The 15,914-nt window shown below is 46.9% G+C and carries 12 protein-coding genes; all 12 read right to left on the reverse strand.

Annotated features, from left to right (window positions below):
• Positions 1-242: 242 nt before the first annotated feature.
• A complete protein-coding gene (locus WQ57_RS25635) occupies positions 243-1,337 on the reverse strand; it encodes a GGDEF domain-containing protein (RefSeq protein WP_052948628.1) in 1,095 nt (364 codons plus the stop codon).
• Between the two features lie 206 nt (positions 1,338-1,543).
• On the reverse strand, positions 1,544-2,497 hold the full coding sequence (locus tag WQ57_RS02295; protein WP_046522112.1) for an ABC transporter permease: 954 nt from the start codon (positions 2,495-2,497) through the stop codon (positions 1,544-1,546).
• Positions 2,481-3,578 carry an ABC transporter permease gene (locus tag WQ57_RS02300; RefSeq protein WP_046522113.1) on the reverse strand — a complete coding sequence of 366 codons (1,098 nt, stop codon included), beginning with the start codon at positions 3,576-3,578 and terminating at the stop codon, positions 2,481-2,483. Before WQ57_RS02300 ends, WQ57_RS02295 begins: the two co-directional genes overlap by 17 nt.
• Positions 3,575-5,098, reverse strand: a complete 1,524-nt coding sequence (locus WQ57_RS02305) for an ABC transporter ATP-binding protein (RefSeq protein WP_046522114.1) — start codon at positions 5,096-5,098, stop codon at positions 3,575-3,577. Before WQ57_RS02305 ends, WQ57_RS02300 begins: the two co-directional genes overlap by 4 nt.
• 171 nt (positions 5,099-5,269) lie before the next feature.
• Positions 5,270-6,373 (reverse strand): BMP family lipoprotein, encoded by a 1,104-nt coding sequence (locus WQ57_RS02310; protein ID WP_046522115.1) that lies wholly within the window; start codon positions 6,371-6,373, stop codon positions 5,270-5,272.
• Positions 6,374-6,455: 82 nt separating this feature from the next.
• A complete protein-coding gene (locus tag WQ57_RS02315; RefSeq protein WP_046522116.1) occupies positions 6,456-7,181 on the reverse strand; it encodes a GntR family transcriptional regulator in 726 nt (241 codons plus the stop codon).
• Between the two features lie 303 nt (positions 7,182-7,484).
• Complete coding sequence (locus WQ57_RS02320) at positions 7,485-9,881, reverse strand: DNA translocase FtsK (RefSeq protein ID WP_046522117.1); 2,397 nt, start codon at positions 9,879-9,881, stop codon at positions 7,485-7,487.
• Between the two features lie 144 nt (positions 9,882-10,025).
• On the reverse strand, positions 10,026-10,238 hold the full coding sequence (locus WQ57_RS02325) for a YlzJ-like family protein (RefSeq protein ID WP_046522118.1): 213 nt from the start codon (positions 10,236-10,238) through the stop codon (positions 10,026-10,028).
• Positions 10,235-10,966: a ClpP family protease gene (locus tag WQ57_RS02330; RefSeq protein WP_277620269.1), complete on the reverse strand. Its 732-nt coding sequence runs from the start codon at positions 10,964-10,966 to the stop codon at positions 10,235-10,237. Before WQ57_RS02330 ends, WQ57_RS02325 begins: the two co-directional genes overlap by 4 nt.
• Before the next feature lie 546 nt (positions 10,967-11,512).
• Positions 11,513-13,186, reverse strand: a complete 1,674-nt coding sequence (locus WQ57_RS02335; RefSeq protein ID WP_046522120.1) for a ribonuclease J — start codon at positions 13,184-13,186, stop codon at positions 11,513-11,515.
• 576 nt (positions 13,187-13,762) lie between these two features.
• Positions 13,763-14,632: a 4-hydroxy-tetrahydrodipicolinate synthase gene (gene dapA, locus WQ57_RS02340; RefSeq protein ID WP_046522121.1), complete on the reverse strand. Its 870-nt coding sequence runs from the start codon at positions 14,630-14,632 to the stop codon at positions 13,763-13,765.
• 13 nt (positions 14,633-14,645) lie between these two features.
• Positions 14,646-15,884, reverse strand: a complete 1,239-nt coding sequence (gene dapG, locus WQ57_RS02345) for an aspartate kinase (protein WP_046522122.1) — start codon at positions 15,882-15,884, stop codon at positions 14,646-14,648.
• Positions 15,885-15,914 lie beyond the last annotated feature (30 nt).

Genomic DNA, 15,914 nt, shown 5'->3' on the forward strand with positions numbered 1-15,914 from the left:
TGGCCGGCTATAGGCACCAGCACAGAATCCATTCTTTTGTTCATCTTATGTATGACAATGAAATGTTATATTTTTATCTTTGCCTTTGGCAAAAAATCCTATTCTCACTATACCTTCCAGTTTCAGTACTTTACAAATAAAAAGGGCTCAAAATAAAAAACTCCCTGTGAGGGAATTTTTTTATTTGGGAATAGGCCTCTCCTATAAGGGAATTAAGGTCCGGAATAGTCCGTGATTTCCTGCTACACCCTGGCTGCTGCCATCTCCCTTAAAGCGATTTCCCTCCGGTTGATATAAGACGAACCATTGTCAAACAAGGCCCGATTTTTGCCCTCGCTCTTCGCAGTGTATAAAAGCTGGTCGGCACTGTACAAAAGCTGGTCAGCAGAGTCATAAGGCTGCTTATGTGCTGCCCCGAAGCTCATTGTAACTTTGAGGCTTCCCGACGGCCCATCCGGCCGGTCGAGCCGGTCATAAAGGTTTCGGAAAAAATCCTGCAGCCCTTCTTCCCCAAGATCCGGCAGCAGAAAAGTGAATTCTTCACCACCGTAGCGAAATGCCTGCCCGCCGTAATTGCCAGCCAGTTCCCTGAACAAACCGCCAATCCCTTTCAGCACTTCATCCCCCATCATATGTCCGTAAAGATCGTTCACGCACTTAAAATAATCGATATCCCCAATCACCAGGATGAATGGCTTATTTCCGGCCGCCTGTATCCTCAGCTGCTCCTGGAAGAAACGATGGTTATAGAGTCCGGTTAAGTAATCGGTAATCATTTGTTCATGAAGGAATTCTTTTTGTCTAATGTGCTTCCGCTCCCGGATGACAATCATGGAACCGAGCAGGCCGACAATCCAGACAAAGCAAAGGCTGACAAAAAAGTGGAACAGAAGATCAAAAGGATGCACAGGCTCGGACCACAAAACGGCACAATATCCGGCACTGATAGCGAGGGAGGAGAGGATTGCCCCTTTGGTCCGCCAGTAGATGGTCGCATGCATAATGATAAGGAAGGCAATCGGAAAGAGAGGACTTGCTGCCCCGCCCGCTAGGACAAGCAGCCAAATAAAGGCCACAAAGTCGAACAAAATTCCGGTTTTAGCGATTACTGGAAAGTAGGCCTTTTCTTCGGAGAGACGATAAAGAGCCATTTGGGCAATCGCCATATAACCGATCGACATTGCCAGCAAATAAGGAAAGGTGGCATGGCTGAAGGCGAGACGCTGTGATAAAGGCGGAAAGTAAAACATTAGAACAGCGGCAACCGCAAAAACCCATCTCAGATAGGAGAAGATTTTCTCAGTCTCAAAATCATCCATATACAAGGATAGCTTCATAATTTATGACCTCATATCCAACTGTTATATTTAGCCATTTTTATTTTATCATAATTGTAAAGGATCATTTTATCAAAATATCTAATTTTTCGTGGAATTTTGAGCATTTCACCATCCAGGATAACTTTTTTTAAAAGGGTTTTTAATCACTGGGCTTGGGGTAAAAGCAAATAGCCTGGGTCAAAGCCCAGGCTATTTGCTTTACATTATCTTTTTCCTGAATCAAATGTTTCACCGGCCGCTTTAGGTGCCTGTGATGATTTGGAGAACACAACCAAAGCAATAAGTGTGACAATGTACGGGAAGGTTTTCAATAGAATCGGCGGGAAGACAGCCAGTTCAGGGATAACCTGGGAGACGTTGGCGATGGTGCTGGCAAATCCAAAAAAGAAGGTTGCTGCAAGAATCCCCAAAGGTCTCCATTGTCCAAAAATCAAGGATGCAAGCGCCAGGAACCCTAGTCCCGAAACGGTACCAGTAAATTCACCAGCATAGGTCACAATGATCAGTGCTCCGCCCAAACCGGAAAAAGCACCCGAAATCAATACGCCGCTGTAGCGGATTCTTCTAACATTTACCCCCGCAGCTTCTGCAGCTTGGGGATATTCCCCGCAGGACCTTAAGCGCAATCCAAATTTGGTTTTATACAATACAAAGGCGCTGATAATCAGGACCAATAAAATAAACCAGGTGGTTGGATACGTCTTTGTAAAGAATAGGTCACCGATAATGGGAATCGAGGATAAAACCGGAATATCAGACGGAGAAAATCCGCTTGTGATCCGAATGTTTCCGCTCCCTGTAATATTTCGCGCAAGGAAGACCGTCAAGGCTGTGGCAATCAGGTTGATCGCCGTTCCGCTGATAATCTGGTTGGCGCTTAAGTTGATGCTGGCAAAAGCATGCAGCACCGAGAACAAAAGTCCTGCCAATGCAGCCATAATCAACCCTGCCCACAATACCATGGTGTGATTGGACCATACTCCCTGAAGATAATAAATTGTCAGGGCGCCCGAGAAAGCGCCAATAACCATCAGCCCTTCGAGTCCAATATTGACAATACCGCTTCGCTCACTAAACAGGCCGCCTAACGCTGTAATCAGAAGAGGAATGGTAAATATGATCGCATAAGGAAATATCTGCTCAATGATTGTCCACATCTTTGGATTCCCCCTTCTTGACATTAGGGACAACTACATCCTGCTCTTTAGAAGCTGGCTTCCAGAACTTGCGAAGAAAGCGCTCGATCAGGATGCTTGTAGCAGCGAAATATATGATGATCGCAATGATGGTATTGGCCAGTTCCGGTGGAATCTCCGTCATCGCATTCATGAAGCCTGTCCCGGAGTAAAGGATTCCGAAAAGGATGGCGGCAAAGAAAACTCCAATCGGCGTGTTCGCACCAAGCAGGGCAACTGCAATTCCATCGTACCCTTGGGTTGGCAGGATTCCGATCTGGATGCTGGACGCATTTCCAGTATACAAAGCAACCCCGCCGATACCGGCAAGACCTCCGGAAATAAGCATGGAAAGGATTATGTTCCGATTGACCCTCATCCCTGCATACTCAGCTGCAAACCTGTTGAATCCAACTGCTTTTAATTCATATCCGAGCGTCGTCTTATTGATGATAAAGGCAATAATGATGGTCGCGATGACAGCCAGGAACAAACCAAGATTGATATAGGAACCATCAAACATGTCTGACAGGAATGGAGTCCTTAGAGTGGCCGAGTCCGGAAGCTTCCTGGATTCAGTCTCAAGGAAATCCCCCTTGAAGTAGCCTGGAACCACATAATAAACCGTCCAGTAGGCAATCCAGTTCATCATGATGGTGGATACTACCTCGTGAACATTGAACCTGGCTTTAAGCAATCCGGGAATAAAGGCCCATAGGGCACCGCCAATGAGGCCGGCCAGAACCATTACAAGAAGCAGCACCGGCCTTGAAAGATCATAAGTCAAACCAATTGCCGTGGCAAGAAGGCCGCCGATTAGCATTTGGCCTGAAGCTCCGATATTAAACAGTCCCGTACGGAATGCAAAGGCTACGGAAAGCCCGGTAAAAACCAATGGAGTGGCTGTTGCCAATGTATTCCCGATTCGCTCGATATTCTTAAGGGACCCTTGAAAAAGGTAAGAATAGCCCTCAATGGGATTGCTCCCGATAACAAGCATCAGAATTCCGCCCGCTATAAGTCCCAATATAATGGCGATTATTGATACGATGGTATTCCTCATACGTTTCTCTCCTTGCCTACGCCTGCCATCATAAGTCCTACTTCATTTTCGTTAGTTTCGGAGGCCTTCACTTCACCAACAAGCTCCCCATTGTTCACGATGGCAATCCGGTCTGATAGTTGCAGCACCTCATCCAGTTCCAATGATACAAGAAGGACGGCTTTGCCTTTATCACGGTGCTCTATTAATCTTCTATGAATGTATTCAATCGACCCTACATCCAATCCCCGGGTTGGCTGGACAGCGATCAACAAATCAGGATCCAGCTCAAGTTCCCTGCCGATAATCGCCTTCTGCTGGTTTCCTCCTGACAGGGTCCTGGCAATGGAAGCGGCTCCTTCTCCCGAACGGACATCAAAGTTTTGCAGGATGTTTTTTGCGTACTTTCGGATTGCCGGCATATTCAGCAGCCCATATTTGGAGAATGGCTGTTTATTATAAACTTCCAATACCATATTCGACTCCATCGTATAATCAAGAACAAGCCCGCGCTTCTGGCGGTCTTCCGGGATATGTCCCAATCCCTTTTGGATGCGGCTCTTGATTGGAAGATTGGTAATCTCTTCACCATTCAGAAAAATCCTTCCGGCCTCTACCTTCCGCAGTCCTGTGATTGCTTCGACAAGCTCCGATTGGCCGTTCCCGTCTACTCCGGCGATGCCCAGGATTTCCCCTTTTTTCACTTCAAGCGAGACATCTTTTACGCCCAATACTTTACGGTTATTTTTAACAGAAACTCCATCTATTTTAAGTACAACATCACTTGGTGTACTTTCTTTCTTATCCACTTTAAAAGAAACGTGGCGGCCAACCATCATTTCAGCTAGGCTTGCTTCACTGGCCTCGGCTACATTCACGGTCCCGATGGACTTGCCTCGGCGTATAACTGTACAGCGGTCTGCAACAGCTTTGATTTCCTTTAGCTTATGAGTGATAATAATGATCGATTTTCCTTCTTTAATCAGGTTTTTCATAATTTTCATTAGTTCCTTGATTTCAACTGGTGTCAACACAGCAGTCGGTTCATCGAAAATCAGGACCTCTGCTTCGCGGTAAAGCATTTTCATAATTTCAACCCTTTGCTGCATACCGACGGAGATATCCTCAATCTTTGCGTGTGGATCCACGTTCAAGCCGTAGTGCTTCGATAATTCTGCAATCTTTTTCGCCGCTGAATCAATATCCAGCACCATGCCCTTTACAGGCTCACTGCCCAAAATAATATTTTCTGTGACCGTAAAATTGTCTACAAGCTTAAAATGCTGGTGAACCATGCCAATCCCAAGCCGGTTGGCAACGTTTGGATTTGTGATGCGGACTTCTTTTCCATCAACCTTGATCACACCTTTTTCAGGCTGATACATTCCAAACAAAACGCCCATCAAGGTGGATTTTCCTGCTCCGTTCTCTCCCAAAAGTGCGTGGATTTCCCCCTTTCTCAACGACAGGGAAATATTATCATTCGCTACGATACCCGGAAATTCTTTTCGGATATTCAACATTTCAACAACATAACTCATAGCAGCACTCACCTTTTATATAGACTCAATATTCCCTTCATGCATAGGGAGTCCCTTATCACGATCGAATGACGAGGAGATTGCAGTAAGAAAACTGGCTTTTCCTGTGCTTCTATTCCATTGATTGATAGAAAAAGAGACGGAAAGAAAACCGTCTCTTATGTGCACTGGTTACTTCAACAGGTCGCCTTGTTCGCCGGATACTTTGATTTCATCCGATTTAATTTTTTCGTATACTTCCTTCACCTTGCTGACAGTATCGTCGCTAAGGTTAGGATTTTCTTCAGGCAAACCGATTCCATCGTTTTTCGCATCGAAAGTCAATGTTTCGCCGCCCGGGAATTTTCCATCAAGCTCTTGCTGAATCATGTCAAATGCAACTTGGTCGAGCTTCTTCATGGCAGAAGTCAGGATAACAGATTTATCGCCTTCATAGATTCCATCCTGATACTGGTCAACGTCAACACCGACGATCCACACTTCTTCCCCGCCCTTAGCACGGGTTTTTGCTTCGTTGATTGCTCCCACACCTACACCGCCAGCTGCCGTAAAGATGACTTTAACGCCGCGGTCATACATTTGCGCAGCGATTTGTCCGCCGGCAGCCGTATTGTCGAAAGATCCTTGGTAGATTACGTTTTCAGCCTTGATTGAAACGTTTGTATCGAGGTTTTCATTGGCATACTTAAGGCCTTGCTGGAAGCCCCAGTTGAACTTTTGTACAGCAGGGATTTCCATACCGCCGATGAAGCCTGCTTCGCCTTCCTTCATTTCAAGGGCAGCAGCTACACCAGCAAGGAAACCAGATTCATGCTCTGCAAAGAACACGGCAACTGTGTTATCTTTTACAACTGGCTTAAAGTCTCCGGAATGCGGGTTTCCGTCAAGAATGACAAATTTGGCATCTTCATATCGATCCTGGGCTTGAAAGATAGCTGTTTCAAATTTAAAGCCTGGTGCAACAATGAACTTATAATCTGCATCATATAAGTTTCCAATTTCCTTAAGATATTCAGCTTCTGTTGTCCCAGCAGGTTTAAGGTATTTAGTAGTTACGCCAAGCTCGTCTTCTGCCTTTTTAATCCCTTCCCATGTACCTTGGTTAAAGGATTTGTCATCGATTGTACCGGCATCAGTAACCATACCCACTCTAAGGTCCGCTTTTTTTCCTTCACCGTCACCAGTAACTTGTTCACCAGTACTGCCGCATGCAGCCAGCATGGTGCTTGCTGCCAAAAGCAATGACAAGACTAAACCAGATTTACGTTTTTTCAAGGTTTGTACCCCCTAGGATTTTGTTCGATTTAGTAGAAATGGAAGAAATCAACAGGGTAGCGCTTTCACGCCTGAAAAAAAATTATATTCTTTTCCTCAGGACATGAAAGCTGAACTTATCGGCTTTGAAATAATTGACAGAATATAGGATTGGCACATCCATTTCATCAAAATGCATCTGCTTCAGGACAAGCAGTGCAGTTTCCGGCTCACATTCGAGGATCGGCGAAATCTTGTCATGATAGCCAATTGGTTCGATTTGTGCAACCGCGTACGCAATTTTGCGCGATGACCCTTCTTCGAGCATTCTAAAGATTGATTCCTTTTCATAGGATATCAGGTCTGGCAAAATCTTGAATGGAATTTTGTCTACACAATAGACGACTGGCTCCCCATTGGCTGTACGCACACGCTCAATCACAATCATTTCCTCATCCTGTGAACACCTGAAACGGCGGACATCTTCCTCTGTCGGCCCAGTAACTGTTGAATCAAGAAAGACGGTTCCAGGTTTCATTCCAGCCTGTTCAATCATGTTCGTCACACTGTTCAGCTGCTCAATGCCCGATGTAAACAGCGGCTTTGAATTCACAAAAGTTCCAACCCCATGCCGGCGAATTATTACGTTCTCTTCTTCGAGTATCCGCAATGCCTCCCTCAAGGTTGCCCTGCTTACACCCAGCTGCTTGGCAAGATCGAATTCAGAAGGCAGTTTTTCTCTTTCTTTATAAACTCCATCCTGGATATCCTGCTTGAGCCGATCAATCACTTGCAAGTAAAGGTGACGATTATCTGATTTGATTGACATTGGCAATTCCTCCAACCTTTTCTTCCAGACATCAGACTTCTGATGTATTACATTCCTACTAATCGAAATTAATATATCATTTTTTTATTTATAAATAAATAGACTTTCAACATTTTGTCGAAAAAAGGAAGCAAGAACCTTTATAGAGCCATTTCTTTCTCTCCTTTTTAGTTATTTTTGATATAATAATAGGATGTAAGCGCTTTTAATGATATGTCCTAAATGACTCATCACATGACTTTTGACCTATTAAAAAAGAAAAGCGCAGTCGCCTTGCTCGTTAAGGCGTTTGCGCTTTTCTTGTCATGAACTGGCTTCTTCATTTTTGGAGACGAGCACGGTGCGTGGTTTGCTTCCCTCGTATGGACCGACAATGCCCCTTTGCTCCATCTCGTCGATCAGGCGCGCTGCGCGGGAGTATCCAATCCTGAACCTGCGCTGGAGCATAGACACAGACGCGGTCTGCATTTCAATGATGAGTTCTACTGCATCGTCATACAAATCGTCATCCACTTCTCCTGTTGTCTCAGGGATATCCTCAGGAATCATCTCATCCTGGTATTGCGCCTTTTGCTGCCCAATGACGAACTCGACTATCTCCTCCACTTCTTCATCGGATAAAAATGCACCCTGCACCCGGACAGGCTTTGATGCACCGACAGGAAGGAACAGCATGTCGCCGCGGCCAAGAAGCTTTTCGGCCCCGCCCATATCGAGAATCGTTCTTGAATCGGTTGCCGATGAAACCGCAAACGCGATCCGCGATGGAATATTGGCTTTAATGACACCGGTAATTACATCAACGGAAGGACGCTGTGTGGCTATGATCAAGTGAATGCCCGCAGCACGGGCCATTTGGGCCAATCTTGTTATCGAATCTTCGACATCGGATGAGGCGACCATCATCAGGTCGGCAAGCTCATCAACGATGACGACGATGTATGGCAGCAGAGGCTGATTGGCTTCTTCCTCGGCATTATGCCTTTTTACGTACTCATTGTATCCTTCGATATTCCTTGTTCCCGTATGCGAGAATAGTTCATACCGGCGTTCCATCTCGCTGACAACCTTTTTCAGTGCCTGGGAAGCTTTCTTGGGCTCTGTAACCACCGGTGCGAGCAGATGGGGAATTCCGTTATACACATTCAGCTCGACCATTTTAGGGTCAATCATCATCAGTTTCACTTCATGAGGCTTTGCCTTCATGAGGATGCTTGTAATAATTCCGTTGATGCACACACTCTTCCCGCTGCCCGTAGCTCCGGCTACAAGCAGGTGGGGCATCCTGTTCAGTTCGGCAAGCACTGCTTCACCGGTAATATCCCGGCCAAGGCCGATTTGCAGCTTGGCGCCAGGTTTATTCTGATGTCTGGCTTCAAGCACTTCCCTAAGGGATACCATTGCCACTTCCGAATTTGGGACTTCAATCCCGATCGCCGATTTTCCGGGAATCGGCGCCTCAATCCGGATATCCTTCGCAGCCAGCGCAAGGGCCAAATCGTCCTGAAGACTTACAATCCGGCTTACCTTAACACCTACATCGGGATGGACCTCATATTTTGTTACGGCTGGACCAAGATGAACCTGTGTGACCCGTGCCTTAACGCCAAAACTTTGGAACGTGCGCTCGAGCTTTGCCGCATTCGCATGGATTAATTCATATTCCCCGCTCTGGTCTGTTTTATTGGAGAGCTTGAGCAGGTTTACAGGCGGCAGCTCATACGCGGCATTTTCCACTTCCGTGAAGGCAATCGGAGGGACATTTTCCTCCTCTTCCACATCATCCACGCTTTTGCCATCCTGTTTTTTGGTCTTGCTCTTCTCTCTGTTCTCTGCCTGGCTCTTATCATGCGGAACAGCGGCCGACGCCGCTTCCTTATCCTCTTGTTCAGGATAGGCCCTTTCCGCAAAGCTGGAAATGATTGGCTCAGATGGTTCATATTTTTCCTGGTCAGTCTCTCGCTGAGCCGGGGAAGCAGGAGCAGTTGGAACTGCGGCTTTCTCCTGCTGTTCGATTTTCTTCGCTTCCGTCCGCTCAGCTTTTTTCCGGCTCTGGTTTTCCTGCCACATCTTCATGTCCTCAATGAATGCTTTCCACTGTCTTGCAATGAAAGATCCTGTCCCGGTGATCATCTTTCCGGCTGCATCCCCGAAAGTCCGGCCGGTGATAAGGATGATTCCAATCAGGATGGCCACAAAAGCAATCAGCTGGGAGCCTGCCGCATCAAACAGGAAATAAAACATCGCAAACAGGACCGCGCCAATCATCCCGCCGCCAAGGTCTACTGTGCTTGTTTCCCCCTTGGCTTCCATCCTGAACAGTTCCCATGTATTCGCAATCACACTGGCATTCTCAAATTTACCCCCATTTGAAAGCAGTTCAAAAAGAGTTACATGGCTGAGCAAAAGAATTGCCCCAATTATCAAGTATGTACCAAAAAGTTTGATTTGCAGCAAAAAGGGCAGCTGTCGTTTCCACATTACATAAACGCTGAAGACGACAAGTCCAATCAGGCTGAGCATGTACCACTCGCCCATGAAGAAACGGAAAAATAAAACGGCCGCCTTTCCGACTGCACCCATTTCCGCCATGGCGATGATGGCCAGTGCAAGCAGGATCAGGCCGCTTAGTTCATATTTCAACGTAGTCTTGATATTGTCGTTTTTACGGCTCTTTTGCCGTCTTTTCTTTTTTGCCATTCTATCACCTAACAATCTAGTCTTCATTCATCATGAACAATACAGTATCCCCAGGAAGAAAAGAAGCAGCCTGGCTCGGCTGCTGTTCATGGAATTTGTCCTTATTATACCATAATGGCCCGCCAGGTTGCCCAAACGTTCGTTCTATACAAACGAAATTTTTGTTCCTGGTGCACAATCAGGATTGAGGAAATGGGACGGGTCGGTGCTAAGGATGCGAACAATGCGGTAACTTCCCCCATCCGCCATCTCGGCAAGAACGGGGACACCATTATAATTCATCATGAGCGGAGAAGCGTTCTCATTGTTTTCAGCCGGGAAAATCATTTCTTCAGGCATCATCGTATATAGAATCATTGGACGATCCCTTCCTGGGACTGCTTTCTAAGACCAATCAGCTCATTCAGTTTGGCCATGGCCTGGCCAATCCCGCCTACTTCATTGATCAGTCCTGTCTCCACCGCATCAGCCCCGACGACATTTGTTCCAATATCCCTGGTCAGGTTTCCTTTTGCGAACATGAGCTCTTTAAAGGTTTCCTCGGAAATATTCGAATTCTTTGTCACAAACTTAATCACTCTTTCCTGCATCTTGTCGAGATATTCAAAGGTTTGCGGCACCCCGATGACAAGGCCGGTAAGCCTGATAGGATGGATGGTCATCGTGGCTGTTTCCGCAATATAGGAATAGTTGCAGGAGACAGCAATCGGAACACCAATTGAATGGCCTCCTCCAAGGACAATGGAAACAGATGGCTTGGATAAGGAAGCAATCATTTCTGAGATGGCCAATCCTGCTTCCACATCGCCTCCTACGGTATTCAAAATCACCATCAAACCTTCGATATTCGGATTTTGCTCAATGGCGACCAGCTGGGGAATCAAATGTTCATATTTGGTTGTTTTATTGTGCGGAGGGAGCTGGACATGCCCCTCGATTTGTCCCACAATGGTCAGGCAGTGAATTTTGCTGTCCTGCGAAAGCTGTGGCACATTCGTCTGGCCAAGCTGCTGTATTTTTTCAAGCAGGGATGAAGGTTTTTCATCCTTTTGCCCTTCATGTTTGTCCGGATTACTTTCGTTCATATGCATCCATTTTTACCCCCTGTAGACATGATGACTTTAGTATGGACTTTTTTGGGAGGAATCATGAGTGCAAAAGAAAAGCGCCGGAAGTGAATCGATTGTGGGATGCGGGGGTGTTCATTTGAAAATATTAAGTTGAATTTTTTTATTCATTGTAGATTACTCGTGTAGGCCAGGAATAGGAATTCATTAGACGGAGAAATTCCGGTTAAGGTATATAGCAGGGGCTGAAAAAGCAATAATAAGCGAATAAATTCCGATTAACTGTTCCATTAATGGCTAAATCCTGGTATTTTATGAGCATAAACGGAAAAACTCCTCTTATATTCCGGGAAATGTATCCATTTCCCATTTTAAGCGGAATTCTTACGCCTATTTCCCCCCAGTAAAATCCACGTTGTATTCTCACAGAAGCTTGATTTTGCACAAAAAAATGCTTGGAAATGATCCAAGCATTTTTTGCTTACACAGCTATTTAAATTTTCAATTTCAAAACCGAACTACTAAAAGTAAATCCGGAGTCCCTTGCCGCTATAAACAGGAGGCTTATGCCTTCACTTCCATAAGGATCGGCATAATCATTGGCCTGCGCTTTGTTTTATCATACAAATGGCGGCTCAGGCCATCCCTCATGTCCTGCTTGAGGCCAGCCCAGTCAAAGGAATCCCTGGATATCACCTTTTCGACAATCTCCTTGACGAGGATTTCGGAATCCCTCATCAGTTTTTCCGATTCCCGTACGTAGACAAAGCCGCGGGAGATGATTTCAGGGCCGGCCGCAATCTTGCGTTCCGCCTTGTTGAGCGTCACAACCACAATCAGGACGCCATCCTGGGAAAGAAGCTTCCTGTCCCTGAGGACGATGTTCCCAACATCGCCGACACCAATGCCGTCAATCAGGACGTTTCCGGCAGTAACACGTTCCGTTGAACGGATTTTTTCCGGGGTAATTTCAATGACACTCCCGCGGTCAGGTATGATGATGTGGCTGTCGGGAATGCCGCACTCCTTGGCAATACGGCTGTGCGCCTTTAGCATTTTATACTCCCCGTGCACCGGAATGAAGTATTTTGGCTTCATCAGGTTGATCATGAACTTAAGCTCTTCGCGGCTTCCATGGCTTGATACATCGACAATCCTTTTGCCCGAGTATACATCCGCGCCTGCACGGAACAGCATATCAATCGTCTTGTTCAGAAAGACCTCGCTCGAGCTGAGCGGTGAAACAGGGATCAGGACGGTATCCCCTTTTTGGATATTGACTTGTGGATGAGTCTGCCTGGCCATTTTTTGGAGAGCTTCAATTGGCTCTCCCTGATTGCCGGCAATTAAAACAACAATCTCATCATCAGGTAGATGTTTAAGCTCCGTAACCGAGCATATAAGTTCTTCATCCACCTCAAGGTACCCAAGGGTTCTTGAGATTTCGACGGTCCGCTTAAGGCTTTTGCCCACCATGGCTACTTTTCTCCTGCTGTCACGTGCACTGTTAAAGATATGCTGCAGACGGCTCAGGTCAGTAGCAAAACAAGAGGCAATCAGCCGGCCTTTCGCCTTGTAGAAAAGGTCATAATACTCGCGGGCAACGACCGCTTCGGAAATCGTATATCCTGGCTTCTCTGCTTCCGTGCTGTCAGAAAGGAGGCAGAGAACGCCTTTGTCTCCAATATTGGCCATTTTTCCGACTTCAGGCTGGTAATGCTTTGCTGCTGCCTGGTCGAATTTAAAGTCGCCTGTATGCACGATCGCTCCCTCCGAGGTGTGGATGCATACCCCAACCGAATCTGGAATGCTGTGGTTGGTTTTAAAAAAGGTAACGGCAACGGCATCGAATTTCAGGCGTGAACCTGAATGGATTTCCCTGAAATCAACTTTGCCGCTGTGTTCCTGCTCTTTCATCTTCTCCCTGGCCAAAGCCAGGGTGAGCTTGGTTCCATAAACCGGGACTTGAATTTGCTTAAGCACATATGAAAGTGCCCCAATATGGTCTTCATGTCCATGAGTCAAAAATATTGCTTTTACTCTGTCCTTATTCTCTGCCAAATAAGATATGTCAGGAATGACAATATCAATTCCGAGCATCTCATCTTCTGGCAGCATCAAACCGGCATCAACAATGAAGATATCTCCGTCCACTTCTGTAAGATACATATTTTTGCCGGTTTCTCCTACACCGCCCAGAGCGATCACTCTGATGCTCTCATTTTTTCTAGTATTCAATTTTAAGCTTCCTCCTAAGTTGAATTGGGCCGTCCATGACCAGTTATAGTTATTATACTTGAAGGAAGAAATGCTTTACAACTTAAATCGCACCGCGTAGTGCAAACCTGCCTGCAAATATACTTGTTGGAGAGTACACCAAGTTGATTGCCGATGCCGTGTCAGTACCCTTTTTCAATCGGTGCGGTGAAAATGGGATCAGACACGTGGTATCAGTGCCAGTTTTTCGGTTATCCTGGTGGAAATGGGAATTGACGAGACCTCTCAGTGACCCTTTTACGTTCGCTGCGGTGAAAATGGGATCTGATGCGACCTCTCAGTACCCATTTTTCAATCACTGAGGTAAAAATGGGATCTGATACACTGCCTCAGTGCCCTTTTTCGTTCACTGCGGTAAAATTGGGATTTGACGCGACTCTCAGTGCCCCATTTTCGTTCACTCCGACGAAAATGGGATCTAACACAACCTCTCAGTGCCCTTTTTTCATTCTCAGCGCCCAAAATGGTAACTACCAATAGAGCGGGCCTCATAAAAAAACAACCAGCCCACACTGACTGGTTGCTTCCTCACGTTTTTTATTTTCCCAATAATTTCATTAGCACAGACCGTTCTTGTTCATTAAGAGGAACAAGCGGGAGCCTCACTCCGCCGACATCCATTCCCTGCAGCTGGAGTGCTGTTTTTACGGGGGAAGGGCTTGGTGCGGCGAAAAGTCCCAGCATTAGCGGCAGCAGCTTTTGGTGGAGCTGTGCGGCTTCCTGATGGCGGCCCTCCAAAAATGCCTGAACCATTTCCTGCATTTCATTTCCGATTACATGCGCGGCAACCGAGACGACACCGACTCCCCCAATTGCAAGGACTGGCAGCGTCATGCCGTCATCCCCGCTGTACAGAAGAAAGTCATCTGGGGTATTGGCGATGATTTTCGTCATTGCGTTCAGGTCGCCGCTCGCTTCCTTCACACAAACGATATTCGGGATTTCAGCGAGGCGGATGATGGTTTCCGGCTGGATGTTGACCACCGAACGCCCTGGAATATTATACACCATCACTGGCAGGTCCGTGCTTTCAGCAACTGCCTTGAAATGCTGGTAAAGACCTTCCTGGCTGGGTTTATTATAATACGGGGCTACGATCATGATGCCGTCGACGCCCAGCTGGACAGCCTTTTTCGTGAGCTCGATTGTTGCATAAGTGTTATTGCTGCCTGTGCCTGCGATGACAGGCACACGTTTGTCAGCCACTTTGACTACATGGCTGAACAAGGCGATTTTTTCTTCTTTTGACAAGGTAGGAGACTCGCCGGTAGTCCCTGCAACAACAATCGATTCTGTTCCGTTTTCAATCAAATGGTTGACAAGCTGTGTCGTCTTTGAAAAATCGACATGTCCCTTGCTGTCAAATGGCGTGACCATAGCGGTCGAGATGCGTCCAAAACGGACCATGTTCCCCACTCCTTTATTGGTTGTGTTCGTATGGCTGGGCCTCTTCCAGCTGGAAGGCATCGTGCAGTGCGTTGACCGCCAGTACAAGATCTTCTTCCTTAACAAGGACCCAGATGGTCGTATGGCTGTCAGCGGACTGCAAAATGCGAATGCCTTTTTCGGAAAGAGCGGTCACAATTTTCGAGGTAACCCCTGGCACGCCCGCCATTCCGGCTCCGACAACCGAAACCTTCGCGCAATTGCGCTCAATCTGCGGCTCGTGTCCAAGCGTTCTCAATACGTCAAGGGCCCGTTCCGTCATCTCTTCGCTAACCGTATAAACGACGCCATTCGGTGAAATATTGATAAAATCCACTGAGATATTTTCATTGGCCATCGCTTTGAATACTTCGCTTTGAAGGTTGTACTGATCCTTCCTGGCGAAGACTTTGACCTGGGTGACACTGGCCATATGGGCGATTCCCGTTACCGGACGCTCCTTGATGTCGCTGCCTTTATTTTGCTTCATGCCGGCAGTGACAAGGGTTCCCAGGCTGTCGGAATAAGTGGATCGGATGCGGATTGGCACCTTGGCCTGCATCGCAATTTCCACTGCCCGCGGATGAATGACTTTGGCACCCTGGTAAGCCATATTGCAAACTTCTGTATACGTTACGACCGAGAGTGGACGTGCATTTTCGGCTATCCTCGGGTCTGCGGTCATGATTCCTTCCACATCCGTAAAGATATCAATGAATTCGGCATTAAGCGCTGCACCCAGGGCCGCTGCAGAAGTATCACTTCCGCCCCGGCCAATAGTGGTCACGTCCCCGTTTGGTGCTGCTCCCTGGAATCCGGCAACAACGGCAACGTCCACGGACTCCAGCTCCTTCAAGAGCCGTTCACATTTCATTTCAAGGATCTTGGCACCTGTATGGTCCCCGTTGGTCAAAAACCCAGCCTGGGCTCCGGTCAATGCCGTTGCCCTGATCCCTTCCCGATGGAGGGCATCCGTAAATACGACGCTGGAGATGATTTCCCCGCAGGAAAGCAGCAGGTCTACTTCCCTGGGCTTTAAACTTCCTGTAGTTCCGCCAACAAGGGAGAGAAGGGTATCCGTTGCATAGGGCTCCCCTTTCCTTCCCATTGCAGAAACGACGACCACTGCTTTATTTCCGTCTTCAATGGCTTGTTTTATATGCTTAATCGCATGGAACCGGCTCTTTTCATCGCGAACCGATGTTCCGCCAAACTTCTGGACGACTATTTTCATTATAACACCTCTGGAATTGCTCTCTGTTTC

The sequence above is a fragment of the Mesobacillus campisalis genome (assembly GCF_000986785.1).
Lineage (GTDB): Bacteria > Bacillota > Bacilli > Bacillales > Cytobacillaceae > Mesobacillus_B > Mesobacillus_B campisalis.

Excerpts from the sequence above, each read along its gene's own strand:
- WQ57_RS02300 (WP_046522113.1), bottom strand. The coding sequence starts at position 3,578 with ATGAGGAATACCATCGTATCAATAATCGCCATTATATTGGGACTTATA.
- WQ57_RS02320 (WP_046522117.1), bottom strand. The coding sequence starts at position 9,881 with ATGGCAAAAAAGAAAAGACGGCAAAAGAGCCGTAAAAACGACAATATC.
- WQ57_RS25635 (WP_052948628.1), bottom strand. The coding sequence starts at position 1,337 with ATGAAGCTATCCTTGTATATGGATGATTTTGAGACTGAGAAAATCTTC.
- WQ57_RS02315 (WP_046522116.1), bottom strand. The coding sequence starts at position 7,181 with ATGTCAATCAAATCAGATAATCGTCACCTTTACTTGCAAGTGATTGAT.
- dapA (WP_046522121.1), bottom strand. The coding sequence starts at position 14,632 with ATGGTCCGTTTTGGACGCATCTCGACCGCTATGGTCACGCCATTTGAC.
- dapG (WP_046522122.1), bottom strand. The coding sequence starts at position 15,884 with ATGAAAATAGTCGTCCAGAAGTTTGGCGGAACATCGGTTCGCGATGAA.
- WQ57_RS02295 (WP_046522112.1), bottom strand. The coding sequence starts at position 2,497 with ATGTGGACAATCATTGAGCAGATATTTCCTTATGCGATCATATTTACC.
- WQ57_RS02305 (WP_046522114.1), bottom strand. The coding sequence starts at position 5,098 with ATGAGTTATGTTGTTGAAATGTTGAATATCCGAAAAGAATTTCCGGGT.
- WQ57_RS02330 (WP_277620269.1), bottom strand. The coding sequence starts at position 10,966 with ATGAACGAAAGTAATCCGGACAAACATGAAGGGCAAAAGGATGAAAAA.
- WQ57_RS02325 (WP_046522118.1), bottom strand. The coding sequence starts at position 10,238 with ATGATTCTATATACGATGATGCCTGAAGAAATGATTTTCCCGGCTGAA.